Origin of the sequence: Bacillus cereus group sp. BfR-BA-01330, assembly GCF_022663885.1 — a bacterium.
GTDB classification, from domain to species: Bacteria; Bacillota; Bacilli; order Bacillales; family Bacillaceae_G; genus Bacillus_A; species Bacillus_A cereus.
The window spans coordinates 1-14,218 of record NZ_JAKUGK010000019.1 but is presented as its reverse complement, the minus strand read 5'-3'; the positions used below and the strand labels follow the sequence as shown (position 1 = coordinate 14,218).

Here is a 14,218-nt window from a genome sequence, read left to right as displayed (position 1 = left end):
GTCCAGTGGCACCGGTAGCGCCTGTGTTACCTTGAGCACCCTGAGGTCCAGTAGCGCCTGTAGCACCAGTAGCACCTGTGTTACCTTGAACACCTTGAGGTCCAGTAGCGCCAGTGGCACCAGTAGCACCTGTGTTACCTTGAACACCTTGAGGTCCAGTAGCGCCAGTGGCACCAGTAGCACCTGTGTTACCTTGAACACCTTGAGGTCCAGTAGCGCCAGTAGCACCTGTGTTACCTTGAACACCTTGAGGTCCAGTAGCACCAGTAGCGCCTGTGTTACCTTGAGGTCCAGTAGGTCCAGGAGGCCCGCCAGAAGGTCCAGTAGGTCCGGTAACTCCTATACCAGTAGCGCCAGTAGCACCTGTGTTACCTTGAGGTCCAGTAGCACCAGTAGCGCCGGTAGCACCTGTGTTACCTTGAACACCCTGAGGTCCAGTGGCACCAGTAGCACCTGTGTTACCTTGAGGTCCAGTAGCGCCAGTAGCGCCCGTGTTACCTCGAGGTCCAGTGGCACCAGTAGCACCTGTGTTACCTTGAGGTCCAGTAGCGCCAGTAGCGCCCGTGTTACCTCGTGGCCCAGTGGAACCAGTAGCACCTGTGTTACCTTGAGGTCCAGTAGCGCCAGTAGCACCCGTGTTACCTCGAGGCCCAGTGGCACCAGTAGCACCTGTGTTACCTTGAGGTCCAGTAGCGCCAGTAGCGCCCGTGTTACCTCGAGGCCCAGTAGCGCCCGTGTTACCTTGAGGTCCAGTGGCGCCAGTAGCGCCCGTGTTACCTCGAGGTCCAGTGGCACCGGTAGGTCCAGTAGCGCCTGTGTTACCTCGGGGCCCAGTGGCACCGGTAGGTCCAGTAGCGCCCGTGTTACCTCGAGGTCCAGTAGCGCCAGTAGCACCTGTGTTACCTTGAGGTCCGGTAGCGCCAGTAGCGCCCGTGTTACCTCGAGGTCCAGTGGCACCGGTAGCGCCAGTAGCGCCCGTGTTACCTCGAGGTCCGGTAGCACCAGTAGCGCCTGCTGGTCCAGTAGGTCCGGTAGGTCCTTGAATGAACGAAGCAGAATTAACTAGAGCAGTTTGTAATGCTGCTATTAATTTAAGGAGCTCTTGAAGTGTGCAAGGGTCAATTCGGAATAATTTTGTAATGTATAGTAAATAGTTAATGAGATTTTGAAGCTCAATAAATACAGCGCTTGCTACAAAGGTTGGATTTCTTAATATAGTTATTAAGTTTTTAATAATAGCTAACCCTTGTGCTTTCAGGGAGGAAGTAGCGTCTAGTGAACAAATAAATTTACTCAGTAGGTTCAATGTATCGATTAGATCTTCAATATTTTGGGGAGATGGATTTGCGAAAAGTTTTGGGATTATTTTTGTTAAATCAATAATAATCGCACGAAATGTTCTAAGTTGAGCTTTAGTAATTGGGATTGATGGAGTATTTGGGATTCGTCCGGCGCTACTTGGAAAGCATGGTTTGGAGAATTTGTTTTGATTGTCGTTATAACGAGACATTAAATCTCTCCTTTCTCACGAAAATGTGAACGAAACTCATCATAGTAGATGCAGAAATTAGTTAAATGGTCATAATAAAATCGTTTGTTTAAAGAAAAAATAGAAAAAACGCCTTACAATAAGGCGTTTTTTCTATTTTCTGCGTATTGATAATATCGCTTTAATGAAATTTTTGATTTGAATCCAGCGAGTTTTATAATTTCTGATTCAGGAGTTTCTTTTTTTATTAAGTTTAAAATATAGGTGTTACGAAAATGTTGTCCTGAAATTCCTTTACGTAAATTGGCTCTAGCCACTTCGAGGCGAATCATTTTTTGTATAGCAATTTCCGTTAATGCCTTTGGTGCATCATTTTCATATACCCACCTGTATGTTCCACGGTTAAAATCGAATGCGACAAATAATGGATCATCACTATGGTATTTAGGGCGAACTGGTTCCGGGATGCTTTTGTAATAATTATATAGTTGTTTTTTGTCTTCTTTTGCTAATGTAATTGTTCTTTCTACACCTGCGGTTGCTGGGATTGATAATGTGTTAGTTTCAAAGTGAACGTGATGCATTGTTAATGCTGTAAGTTCCTGTAAGGATAAACCGTAGTCAATCAATAGATTTAAAATAGCAATATTGCGATCCATTAATAAGGGGCGCACAGGAAGTTGTTTTTCTGAAAGTCCTTCTAATGAAGTGACTATATACTTTAACCTTTTTTCTTCATCAGGTGAAATGAAATCTTCGTTACGAAGTGTACGGTCTGGTTGAATAGATATCTCCATATTTTTCAATGGATTAGGAATGTTTAGAAAATGATGCATTCTATTTAGTACAATAAATACACGATGCATCGTTTTTTCTGAGTAATGTCGATTCGTTTTTAAATCGGAAAAGTAATCTTCGTAGTCTTTTGTACAAAGTGTAGCCCATATATTACTGGAAGGGAGCTTTTTGTTTTTTTCTAACCAATGTCCGAAGTCTTCAACGTCATAAACATAACGTTTAATAGTTGAGGGTTTTCGGCCTTTATTCAATAAAAAAATAGAAAAGGCTTGTATTGTATCATGGAATTCCGTTGTCTCCATAGTCCCACCACCTTAATTATTTCTTATATTATAGCAAACTTTTCTGAAAATAGGCATTTACAAGGGGGACAGGAATAATAATATTTGGTGAGTGGATAAAATGAGGTGATTGTATGGAACAATCGATGCGAAAGAAAAACAATAATCAAATTAATATTGTGTTAAACCATCGAAAGAAAATTTCTTTGCCAGCCGCAGAAAATAAAACGGTAATTTCAAATGAAACTACAATTAAACATGAAATGCTGCAGAGAATTGAAGAAGAGATGGGGAAGCTTGTTGGGATGGATGATATAAAAAAGATAATAAAAGAAATATATGCTTGGATTTATGTGAATAAAAAAAGACAAGAGAAGGGATTGAAGTCAGAGAAGCAAGTACTTCATATGCTGTTTAAAGGGAATCCAGGTACAGGGAAGACAACAGTTGCTAGAATGATAGGAAAATTGCTGTTTGAGATGAATATTCTATCGAAAGGCCACTTGGTTGAAGCTGAACGTGCTGATCTTGTAGGAGAGTACATCGGCCATACAGCCCAAAAAACAAGAGACTTAATAAAAAAAGCAATGGGAGGTATTTTGTTTATTGATGAGGCGTATTCTTTAGCTCGAGGAGGAGAGAAGGACTTTGGAAAAGAAGCAATTGATACGCTTGTAAAACATATGGAAGATAAACAACATGGTTTTGTATTGATTTTAGCTGGATATTCAAGAGAGATGAATCACTTTCTTTCATTAAATCCAGGGCTGCAATCTCGTTTTCCATTTATTATTGAATTTGCGGATTACTCGGTAAATCAGTTGTTGGAAATTGGGAAAAGAATGTATGAAGAGCGTGAATATCAGTTATCGAAAGAGGCTGAATGGAAATTTAGGGATCATTTACATGCTGTAAAGTATTCGTCGCAAATTACATCGTTTAGTAATGGGCGGTATGTACGGAATATTGTTGAAAAATCAATTCGTACACAGGCGATGCGGTTGTTGCAAGAAGATGCCTATGATAAAAATGATTTAATTGGAATATCGAGTATGGATTTGATGCTCGAAGAGGAGACGCACAGTACATAAACTGTGCGTCGATTTTTGTGTATAAGTTCGTTTACTCTTTTTTTGCTTTTTCTTGGTGTGCTTTATGGAAGTGTTCCATTTTAGCGCTCTTTTCGTGTGCTGAATTAGGATCGTGCCCAAATTGATTTACTGAGCTTTTTTGAGCTCCTTTATTAACGTGGTTTGTCATTTGTATTCACCTCACTTTAAAAATTAGTATAAACATTATATAAAGAAAAAATCGTTAGAAAAGAAAAACCTCTTTACGATATGTAAAGAGGTTAGATTGCTATTTATGCATTGAACGTTCTTTCGTTTCGATACGTCTGTGCGGTAAATGCCATTTGTAATGAATAGAAACCATGCGGAAGCAAACAATTAAAATGAATAAAATGTAAAGAGCCCAATCGCTAACAATAATTTGAGCGCCAATTAAGAAACCTGCTAAAATTGTCCAAAAGGCATATACTTCAGCTCGAAGAACGAGAGGTTTTCTGCGGGCTAAAAGATCGCGAATGATACCGCCGCCGATACCAGTTAAAACAGCTGCTACAATTGTGGCGCTAATTGGTAAATTTAATTTTTGGGCATATAATGCTCCTTGTACAGCAAATGCTGATAAGCCGATAGCGTCAGTGATATTTTCCCACTTTTTCCAATGTCTAATTAACTTATTTGGAAAAAGAAAAATAATAGTCATTGATAAAAGTGCGATTTGGAATAACATGTCTTGTTGCCAAAACGCGACAATCGGATAACCGATTAATAAATTACGAAGGGCACCTCCCCCAAATGCGGTTGCCATTCCTAAAATATACACCCCGAAAATATCATAATCCTCTTCCATTGCAACAATGGCTCCGCTTAGTGCGAAAGCGATTGTGCCTATGATGCTAAAAATCTCCCATGCCATGAATTTTCTCCCCCGCTAACTAGATGAAATGTGCTTCCTCTGCTATTATATTAGAAGGTTTAAATTTCGAAAAGGATGAGTGAACATATTTGATGGAAGAAAAAGAAAAAGTCATATTAGTAGGCTGTCAATTGCCACAAGATGATGATGAAAAATTTATGCATTCCATGAAAGAGCTTGCATCACTAGCGAAGACTGCACGAGCAGAATTGTTAGTGTCAACAACGCAAAAACGACCAAAGTTTCATCCGGCAACTTACATAGGTAAAGGGAAATTAGAAGAGCTTACAATGTTAACTGAAGAATTAGAGCCGGATGTTATTGTGTTTAATAATGAATTAACGCCGAGTCAAATTCGGAATTTATCCTCAGTATTAGATGCGAGAGTAATTGATCGAACGCAACTAATACTGGATATTTTTGCGCAACGTGCGAAGTCGAGGGAAGGTAAGCTTCAAGTAGAATTAGCTCAGTTGCAATATACAATGCCGCGTCTTATGGGGCAAGGATTGTCCTTATCGCGTCTTGGTGGTGGTATTGGAACGAGAGGACCGGGTGAGACGAAATTAGAGACGGATCGTCGTCATATTCGATCCCGTATTGATGAAATAAAGAAACAACTTGCAGTTGTTGTGGAACATCGAAAAAGATATCGTGAGAGAAGAAAAGATAATAAAGTATTTCAAGTTTCGTTAATAGGGTATACAAATGCAGGGAAATCGACACTGTTTAATAGATTAACGGAAGCTGATACGTTTGAAGAAAACCTTCTGTTTGCAACATTAGACCCAACGACGAGGAAGATGCCGTTACCTTCGGGTTATACAGTATTACTAACTGATACTGTTGGTTTTATACAAGATTTACCCACTTCATTAATCGCTGCTTTTCGTTCGACACTGGAAGAAGCGGGGGAAGCAGATGTCATTTTACATGTAGTTGATTCTGCGGATCCTAACTACATAGGGCATGAAAAAACAGTAAAACGATTATTATCAGAACTTGAAATTAATCATATTCCTATTATTACGTTATATAATAAAAAAGATGAATTACATCAAAACTTTATTCCGTTTCCGAAAAGTGATTTCTTAATGACTAGTGCTTTTGAAGAAAGTGATGTATTGCGTATAAAAGAAGCGATAGAAATGAAAATGAAGAAAGAAATGGATCGTTATCGAGTAGAAATCCCTCCGAGTGAAGGTAAGTTATTAACGCTTTTAAAGACGGAAACGCTATTAGCAAAGATGGAGTTTCTGGAAGATAAATTTGTATATGATTGTGCAGGGTATATTTTTACTCATTCATCGCTTAATGTGCAATTAAAGAGATTTTTAGTGGAAGAAGGAGAAAATAAAAATGTTTGATCGTTTGAAAAATGGAGAAAAAATTGCTCCAATCGTAAAAGAAGTAGAGAGTCAGATTACAGAAGTACATAAACGTGCGGATGAAGTAATTGAAAGTAATCAGTTTCGTGTATTAGAAAGTTTTCGTAAACATAAAATTAGTGACTCGCATTTTATCCCGACGACAGGTTATGGTTATGATGATATTGGCCGTGATACGTTAGAAAAAGTGTATGCTGATGTGTTTGGAGCGGAAGCTGGACTTGTTCGTCCGCAAATTATTTCAGGTACTCACGCTATTTCTACAGCGTTATTTGGTATTTTACGTCCAGGAGATGAGTTATTGTACATCACTGGAAAACCGTATGATACGTTAGAGGAAATCGTTGGCGTGCGTGGGAAAGGTGTAGGTTCATTTAAAGAATATAATATTGGTTACAATGCAGTTCCACTAACTGAAGGTGGGCTTGTTGATTTTGAAGCTGTTGCAGCAGCGATTCATAGTAATACGAAAATGATCGGTATTCAGCGCTCGAAAGGTTATGCTACTCGTCCATCGTTTACTATTTCTCAAATTAAAGAGATGATCGCGTTTGTTAAAGAAATTAAACCTGATGTTGTTGTGTTTGTAGATAACTGTTATGGCGAGTTTATTGAAGAGCAAGAGCCGTGTCATGTTGGTGCAGATTTAATGGCGGGTTCACTTATTAAAAACCCGGGCGGCGGAATTGTTAAAACTGGCGGTTATATTGTCGGGAAAGAACAGTATGTTGAAGCGTGTGCATATCGTTTAACATCTCCGGGAATTGGTGCGGAAGCTGGAGCGTCTTTATACAGTCTGCAAGAAATGTATCAAGGGTTCTTCTTAGCGCCACATGTTGCAGGACAAGCGCTGAAAGGTGCAATTTTTACAGCTGCGTTTTTAGAAAAGTTAGGAATGAACACGTCACCAGCGTGGAATGCGCCAAGAACAGACTTAATTCAATCGGTTCAATTTGATGATAAAGACCGTATGATTGCCTTCTGCCAAGCGATTCAATATGCATCTCCAATTAATTCGCATTTTACTCCGTATGCAAACTATATGCCAGGTTATGAAGATGATGTAATCATGGCGGCGGGAACGTTTATTCAAGGTGCAAGTATTGAATTGTCTGCTGATGGTCCAATTAGACCACCGTATGTTGCGTATGTGCAAGGTGGCTTAACGTATTCGCATGTTAAAATTGCGATTTGTTCTGCGATTGACGAATTGATTGAAAAGAATTTATTAATCATTTCTTAATGGGAAGCTGTCGATATCGGCAGCTTTTTTCGTATAAAAGTAACGATTTATGCGATTAGAAAAAAGAATGAAAAAATTTATAAAAAAATCATGTAAGAAAAGCTAACATCTATTGACACTAAACATAACATGTTATAAAATGAGAAGCAGTTAAGGCGAAGGAGGAACTGAAAAATGAAAGAAGATAGACGTTCTGCCCCGCTGTTTCCAATTGGTATTGTTATGGATTTAACACAATTGTCTGCACGTCAAATTCGCTACTATGAAGAGCATAATCTTGTTTCTCCAACCCGTACAAAGGGGAATCGTAGATTATTTTCATTTAACGATGTAGATAAGTTGTTAGAGATTAAAGATTTGTTAGATCAAGGCTTGAATATGGCTGGTATTAAGCAAGTGTTACTAATGAAAGAAAATCAAACAGAAGCAGTGAAAGTAAAAGAAGAAACGAAAGAAATTTCAAAAACTGAGCTTCGCAAAATACTTCGAGATGAACTACAACATACAGGTAGATTCAATCGAACTTCATTGCGACAAGGTGACATTTCAAGATTTTTTCACTAAAGATAACTGATTCTGAAGGCGATTAGAGGGACTAAGGAGGAATTTATAATGTCTAGATACACAAAAGAAGATATTTTCCGTTTGGCGAAAGAAGAGAATGTAAAGTATATCCGTTTACAATTTACGGACCTTTTAGGGGTAATTAAAAACGTAGAGATTCCAGTGAGACAATTAACGAAAGCTCTTGATAACAAAATGATGTTTGATGGATCTTCGATTGAAGGTTTCGTACGTATTGAAGAATCTGATATGTATTTATATCCTGATTTAGACACTTGGGTAATTTTCCCTTGGACAGCTGAAAAAGGTAAAGTAGCTCGACTAATCTGTGATATTTACAATGCAGATGGCACTCCATTTGATGGAGACCCACGTAACAACTTAAAACGTGTGTTAAAAGAAATGGAAGCTTTAGGATTTTCAGACTTCAATCTTGGACCAGAGCCAGAATTCTTCCTATTTAAGGTTGATGAAAAAGGAAATCCAACATTAGAATTAAATGATAACGGTGGATACTTCGACCTTGCGCCGATGGATCTAGGGGAAAACTGTCGTCGTGATATCGTTCTTGAACTTGAAGAAATGGGATTTGAAATTGAAGCATCTCACCATGAGGTTGCTCCAGGGCAGCACGAAATTGACTTTAAATATGCAAATGCAATTCGCTCATGTGATGACATTCAAACATTCAAACTTGTTGTAAAAACAATTGCTCGTAAACATGGTTTACACGCAACGTTTATGCCAAAACCACTATACGGTGTGAACGGTTCAGGTATGCACTGTAACTTATCATTATTTAAAAATGGTGAGAACGTATTCTTTGATGCAAACGGTGACTTACAATTAAGTGATGATGCTCGTCACTTCATCGCAGGTATTTTAAAACATGCACCAGCATTTACAGCGATAGCAAACCCAACTGTAAACTCATACAAACGTCTAGTACCTGGATATGAAGCACCTTGTTACGTAGCATGGTCTGCACAAAACCGTAGCCCGTTAGTACGTATCCCTGCATCTCGTGGTATTAGTACACGCGTAGAAGTACGTAGTGTTGACCCAGCTGCAAACCCATATTTAGTAATGGCTACATTATTAGCTGCAGGTCTTGATGGAATTAAAAACAAATTAACTCCACCAGCAGCAGTAGATCGTAACATCTATGTAATGACAAAAGAAGAGCGCGAAGAAGCAGGTATCGTTGACTTACCAGCAACATTAGCGCAAGCATTAGTTACATTACAATCTAATGAAGTAGTATGCGGTGCACTAGGAGAACACTTACTTGAGCACTTCATCGAAGCGAAAGAGATTGAGTGGGATATTTTTAGAACACAAGTTCACCAATGGGAACGCGATCAATATATGTCTCTTTACTAAGAGGCTTGAACCCTTGATACAACTCGTATCAAGGGTTTTTTTATTCCCTATTATTACAATTTTATGTGGTTGCAAAATGAAAAACAGCCACATAAAAGCCAATAATTAATAACAAGTAGTGATATCATAGAAAAACATTATCAGATAAACGTAAGTTTTATATAATTTATGAACTAAAAAAGCCTTGATACTACGGTATCAGGGCTTTTTTAGTGAAGTTATTGGATATATTAACTACTAGATAATGGATTGTTTTTGGTTATTTTGAATCATGTTACTAAGAAAATCTTTTCAAAAGAATTGATTTTATCTTTTTTTAAATCACTTGTGCTATAACTTAATAATTCTTTACTGCCTGTACAACGCGACCAATTATTTTTACATCTTCAGCTGAAAGGTCGTAAGTTTTTGGTTCGTGGATAGGGTCATTACTCAATGGTATTAAAGTAATGATGCTTCCGGATTTTGAAATCTTTTTCACGGTAGCATCATAACCATTGACTTTTACAACAGCAATTTGTCCGTTTTCAACATAAGGAGTTTCCTCTACTAAAACATAAGAACCATCAGGGAATTCGAGATTCATGCTAGTGCCTTTTACAGTAAGATAAAAATACTTTTTACGCTTGTTTAAAAATGTACTTAGCATGGGTAAATAGCCTTCGATATTTTCTTCAGCGAGTATTGGTGTACCGGCTGCTACAGAACCAATGATAGGAATATGAATAATATTTGATTGATCGTTTTGGATGGTTTCATAAATAGAAACTTCTTCTTTAACAGTATTGTCCTCTTGAGTTGCGAGTTTTTCTAAATCATCAGTAGTGATTCCTAATCCCTTACAAACTTTTATTACATTATCAACAGATGCTTTACCAATCCCTCTTGATAACATGGATTGCAGTGTTGTGGGGGGGAGACCTATTTTTTCGGCGAAGGCTCTTTTGCTATAGCCAGCTTCTTTTATTAAGCGTGTTACAACCTCTGCTTTTTTCATTACTTTCACCATCTTTCGTATTAAAGTGTATACGATATTGCGTATTTCTGTATATATCATAACTTAACTGAATTTGTTAGTAAATAGAAAAGTATGCGAAATTGAGTATTTAAATACGTTTTTTTATTGACTAAATACGAAATTGAGTTTATATTTAAATGGAAATGAACGCAATATCGTACAAAAAATAGGTGGTGAGTCGATGTATCCGAATTTGCGTGCAGAGATGGCGAGAAAAAGAATTATGATTACACAAATTTCTTCGCATCTGAAACTTCGCCACGCAACAGTGAGCGACAAAATAAATGGTAAATTTCGTTTTTATTATGATGAAGCTTTTGAAATTAAGAAAACTTTTTTTCCAGAACATAATTTGGAATATCTTTTTGAATTTGAAGAAAACGAAGCGAATTGAAATCGGAGGAGAATTGCTTAAAATGGATAACCGAATTATTGAATAATGACTTAATAAAAGGGTTCATATCATAGTATTTATTTTAAATTTCGATAATTAGTTAATCTGTAAAAGAAAGCAACGAATTATGCGTAGTGCGAAATTATCTCAATACAATAAAGATAGTTCAAAATTAGTAGTGAGGAGGAGATGAGGATGGGGCAATTAACTGACTCATCAGTACATAGTTCATTAGTATTTGAAGTTAATGGCAAAGTAGTAACGGATAGTTTGGTAATTGCGAAGATATTCAAAAAAGATCACTTCGACGTTTTGAAGGAAGTTCGAAAACAAATTGTATATGTAGATGAAGAGTTTGGAGGAGAAAATTTTCACGAGTCCACTTATATGAATTCAAAGAACAGGCGAATCCCTAAATATGATTTAACAGAAGAAGCATTTACGTTACTTGTGATGGGATATACCAGTAGAGAAGCGGTTGGAATAAAAATTAAATTCATGAAAGAGTTCAAACGAATGAAGCAGTATATACAAAATCAACAAAATGTGCCAAAGGATCCAATGGGGGTTTTAAAGTTAACATTTGCTGCGTTAGAAGGGCATACCCAGGAGATACAAGAGATTAAGTCTGAGGTGAAGGGATTGCGAGAAAATACGCCGCTGTATGCTATCGAGTGTGAAGAAATAACAAGGGCTGTAAAAAGGTTAGGTGTTATGTTATTGGGAGGTAAAAATTCAAATTCTTATCAGGATATCGGCCTTAGAAGGAAGTTATATAGAGATATTTACAGTCAGTTACATCGGGAATTTGGTGTGAATAGTTATAAAGCTATTAAGCGTCATCATTTGGATAGAGCAATACAAATTATTAATGAAGAATATTCAATCCCAACTGTTTTAAATGAAGAAATTACAGTTAAAAACTCACAAATAAATATGGCAGACATTCAGTAGGAGGAAAGAACATGCAAAGAAAGATTTTAGTAATTACTAGCAGTTTAGCAGGATTACCAACTGTCAGTGAATTTAAAACAAAAGAAGATGCAAAAGAGCAGGTTAGAAAGCTTATTCAAAAAGGAATGAGTCAAAATGTGATTCGTATAACACAAGAAATTCCAATGAATATCGAAATTCAAGTGGATGTTGAATTTGAGGAATAAGAGAGGTTTAGAAGAAAATAGATATGGATAGCATGATTGTTTTGAATGAATAAGAAAAGAATCCGTTGCAGCGGATTCTATAAGAAAAAATATCTCTAGATAAGTATAACATTGAATACCGTTTTTGAGAATTTATGAGGTGGCTAGTATGGGGATTATTCGAGTGAAAAAAGATAGTAATTATTCCGTTATAAATAATACTGGTTTAAAAGATGAAAGGTTGTCATGGAAAGCGAAAGGAATCTTAGCCTATGCGCTTACATTACCAGACGATTGGACTTTTCATATTAGTGAATTAGCTCGACATGCTAAGGATGGAGAAGATTCGCTCCGTACAGGTTTTAAGGAATTAAAAGAATTAGGTTATGTAAAACGTTATCCTGTTCGTGATGGGAATACGAAAAAAATTACAAGGTGGGATACGGAAATTTACGAAACGCCACAAAGGGACATGCCACAAATGGAAAACCAAGATGTGGTAAAGCCATATGAGGAAAATCAGAAACTACTAAATACTAATAGACTAAATACTAATAAACGAAATAATAATGATTATGATGATATGGATAAATTAGAATCTCGTGTATTCATCAATGAGAGGGTTAAAGTAAGTTGTAACTTTATTAAGGGGATGGGCATTCCGTTAAGTGAAATTGCAATTGCAGAGTTGGGGAGCTTTTGTAATTTGTTTAGTGGGGAGTTAATTCAGCATGCAATTAATAAAGCCGTTGATGAGAATGCACCAAGATGGAACTACATTAAGGCTATATTGAGGAATTGGAAGGAGCAAGAAGTTAAAACATTAGTTGATGTGGCCATACTAGATAGACGTTTCGAAATGAGCAAGAAAAAGAAATATAACGGGACAGGTAAGAAGTATTCAAATAGAAAAGAGATTGTACCCGATTGGTTATATAAAGATGATGAATCAACAAATCTAGAAGAGGAAAGAAAAACTGTACAGTCTATTGATGAAGAGCGTGAGAGATTACAAGAAGTGTTAAATAAATATAGGTCATAAGAAAAAATGCTAGATGATTTACAAGTAATAAAGATTGAAAAGGCTAATAAGCATATTCATGCTATTAAATTAGTATTAAGAGACTTTGTAAAAAGAACGGAAGTGGGTGAATCAGTAAGTGTTCAAGTGGCTCAAAGATTATAAGAAATTAGAAGAAGAAATTGCTTATTTAGAATACAACTTAGACAAATCAAAAGCCGAATTGAAGCGTTGGATTAGCGGTGATTTGCAAAATGTACGATTAACCGCTGAATCGGAAGGGGCTAAGGTAGAAGGACGGATTGAGGCAATTGAATATGAATTAGCTCATAAGATGAATGAAGAGTATGATTTAAAGCTTTTGATTAATAAGTTTAAAGGACTGGATCATCAAATACTTAAAATGAAATATGTTGATGGAATGACTTTAGAACAAATTGCGTTTGAATTACATTATAGTACAGGTTATATACGCCGAAAACACGCTGAAATAAGGAAGATTGTCAAGTTTTTAGATGGATTTTAATGTTACCTTTTTGTAGGATACATGCAGTGTACAGAAAGTATTGAAAAAGTGATTTATAGTAGTAATATAAGATTTCGACGAAAGGGCAACTATTTTTATGGTTGCTCTTTTTGTTGTGAAAGAAGGTGAGTAATATGAAGTGATTTGATGGATTAATGGGTCTTTAGCTTCTAGTTATATTTAGTAAAGTAGTAGTTTTACAGGCGAAAATAATAGAAAAACAAGGAGATGTTTAATGATGAGTTTATTAGCTGCTTCAGTCAAAACAAAGAATTTGCCACAACAGGTGTTACGTTGGCAATCAATGGTAGAAAGCGAATGTTCTACACAAGGTGTACCTGAATTAGTTCCTTACGTGCTTGGAATTATTATGGTAGAAAGTGGAGGGAATTCTGAAACGACACCTGATATTATGCAATCCAGTGAATCACAAGGATGGGCAATGAATACAATTAAAAACCCGAAAGATTCAATTTATTACGGAGTGAAGCATTTAAAGGGTGCTTTTGATGATGCGAAGAAAAATGGCATTACAGATTTAAGTGCCATTGTTCAATCATATAATTTTGGACGAGCTTACCTTCGCTGGTTAGCATCTAACAATAAACAGCATTCATTACCGGTGGCAGATCTGTATTCTAAAACGGTTGTTGCGCCATCACTTGGAAATACGACCGGTGCTATGGTGAAATATAGTAACCCTATCGCTGTTGCTTACAATGGTGGTTATCGATATAAAAACGGAGGGAATTTCTTCTACTCTGAAATTGTTAAACAATATGTAGATTTTGATGGAGGAACTGGTGGCGGTGACAATAAGCCGTTACAACCAAAAGGACTGGGAATTGCAACGTCTAAATACCCAGAAGGATGGGGCATCAATTTATATAGTGGTCCTGGAAAAGATGCTTGGTTTACAGGTCATGTCATTAATACAAAAATGCCATATTTAATTATAGATGCTGCTTGGTATGGCGGGAATGAAAATATG

At 37.0% G+C, this 14,218-nt stretch carries 16 protein-coding genes; 11 read left to right on the top strand and 5 right to left on the bottom strand.

Annotated elements, in window-relative coordinates; all coding sequences use genetic code 11:
- Positions 1-1,510 (bottom strand): collagen-like repeat preface domain-containing protein (locus MR112_RS28400; RefSeq protein WP_242245875.1); only part of this gene is annotated, 1,510 nt, incomplete at its 3' end.
- A gap of 113 nt (positions 1,511-1,623) precedes the next feature.
- The gene (locus tag MR112_RS28395; RefSeq protein ID WP_000450326.1) at positions 1,624-2,589 is read right to left on the bottom strand and encodes a tyrosine-type recombinase/integrase; all 966 of its coding nucleotides are present in this window, start codon (positions 2,587-2,589) and stop codon (positions 1,624-1,626) included.
- A 113-nt stretch (positions 2,590-2,702) separates the two neighbouring features.
- Between MR112_RS28395 and spoVK the strand changes: the two genes are divergently transcribed.
- On the top strand, positions 2,703-3,659 hold the full coding sequence (gene spoVK / locus MR112_RS28390; RefSeq protein ID WP_000438178.1) for a stage V sporulation protein K: 957 nt from the start codon (positions 2,703-2,705) through the stop codon (positions 3,657-3,659).
- A 31-nt stretch (positions 3,660-3,690) separates the two neighbouring features.
- Here spoVK and MR112_RS28385 read toward each other — a convergent pair whose 3' ends face one another.
- Both MR112_RS28385 and MR112_RS28380 read right to left on the bottom strand, forming a co-directional pair.
- Positions 3,691-3,828 (bottom strand): hypothetical protein, encoded by a 138-nt coding sequence (locus MR112_RS28385; protein ID WP_000181500.1) that lies wholly within the window; start codon positions 3,826-3,828, stop codon positions 3,691-3,693.
- A 99-nt stretch (positions 3,829-3,927) separates the two neighbouring features.
- Positions 3,928-4,551: a trimeric intracellular cation channel family protein gene (locus MR112_RS28380; protein WP_000312267.1), complete on the bottom strand. Its 624-nt coding sequence runs from the start codon at positions 4,549-4,551 to the stop codon at positions 3,928-3,930.
- Between the two features lie 92 nt (positions 4,552-4,643).
- On the opposite strand from MR112_RS28380, the gene hflX reads away from it, so the two are divergent.
- The 4 genes from hflX to glnA all read left to right on the top strand — a co-directional run bounded on the left by hflX (position 4,644) and on the right by glnA (position 9,129).
- On the top strand, positions 4,644-5,918 hold the full coding sequence (gene hflX / locus MR112_RS28375) for a GTPase HflX (protein WP_000391393.1): 1,275 nt from the start codon (positions 4,644-4,646) through the stop codon (positions 5,916-5,918).
- Positions 5,911-7,182, top strand: a complete 1,272-nt coding sequence (locus MR112_RS28370) for a methionine gamma-lyase family protein (protein ID WP_025710425.1) — start codon at positions 5,911-5,913, stop codon at positions 7,180-7,182. The genes hflX and MR112_RS28370 overlap by 8 nt, the downstream gene beginning before the upstream one ends.
- A 174-nt stretch (positions 7,183-7,356) precedes the next feature.
- A complete protein-coding gene (gene glnR / locus MR112_RS28365; protein WP_000656783.1) occupies positions 7,357-7,746 on the top strand; it encodes a transcriptional repressor GlnR in 390 nt (129 codons plus the stop codon).
- Positions 7,747-7,794: 48 nt separating this feature from the next.
- Entirely contained in the window at positions 7,795-9,129 is a 1,335-nt protein-coding gene (glnA, locus tag MR112_RS28360; protein ID WP_000092763.1) for a type I glutamate--ammonia ligase, read from the top strand.
- A 337-nt stretch (positions 9,130-9,466) separates the two neighbouring features.
- On the opposite strand, the gene MR112_RS28355 is transcribed toward glnA, so the two are convergent.
- The gene (locus MR112_RS28355; protein ID WP_033695267.1) at positions 9,467-10,126 is read right to left on the bottom strand and encodes a LexA family protein; all 660 of its coding nucleotides are present in this window, start codon (positions 10,124-10,126) and stop codon (positions 9,467-9,469) included.
- 202 nt (positions 10,127-10,328) lie between these two features.
- On the opposite strand from MR112_RS28355, the gene MR112_RS28350 reads away from it, so the two are divergent.
- The 6 genes from MR112_RS28350 to MR112_RS28325 all read left to right on the top strand — a co-directional run.
- A complete protein-coding gene (locus tag MR112_RS28350; RefSeq protein ID WP_000283430.1) occupies positions 10,329-10,541 on the top strand; it encodes a hypothetical protein in 213 nt (70 codons plus the stop codon).
- A gap of 195 nt (positions 10,542-10,736) precedes the next feature.
- Positions 10,737-11,495 carry an ORF6C domain-containing protein gene (locus MR112_RS28345; protein ID WP_074555584.1) on the top strand — a complete coding sequence of 253 codons (759 nt, stop codon included), beginning with the start codon at positions 10,737-10,739 and terminating at the stop codon, positions 11,493-11,495.
- Between the two features lie 11 nt (positions 11,496-11,506).
- The gene (locus tag MR112_RS28340) at positions 11,507-11,701 is read left to right on the top strand and encodes a hypothetical protein (RefSeq protein ID WP_001189064.1); all 195 of its coding nucleotides are present in this window, start codon (positions 11,507-11,509) and stop codon (positions 11,699-11,701) included.
- 148 nt (positions 11,702-11,849) lie between these two features.
- Positions 11,850-12,722 carry a DnaD domain protein gene (locus tag MR112_RS28335; RefSeq protein ID WP_074555582.1) on the top strand — a complete coding sequence of 291 codons (873 nt, stop codon included), beginning with the start codon at positions 11,850-11,852 and terminating at the stop codon, positions 12,720-12,722.
- Between the two features lie 118 nt (positions 12,723-12,840).
- The gene (locus tag MR112_RS28330) at positions 12,841-13,227 is read left to right on the top strand and encodes a DUF1492 domain-containing protein (RefSeq protein ID WP_074555580.1); all 387 of its coding nucleotides are present in this window, start codon (positions 12,841-12,843) and stop codon (positions 13,225-13,227) included.
- Between the two features lie 238 nt (positions 13,228-13,465).
- Positions 13,466-14,218, top strand: a 753-nt coding sequence (locus MR112_RS28325) for a lysozyme family protein (protein WP_242245876.1), incomplete at its 3' end; no start/stop codon positions are given.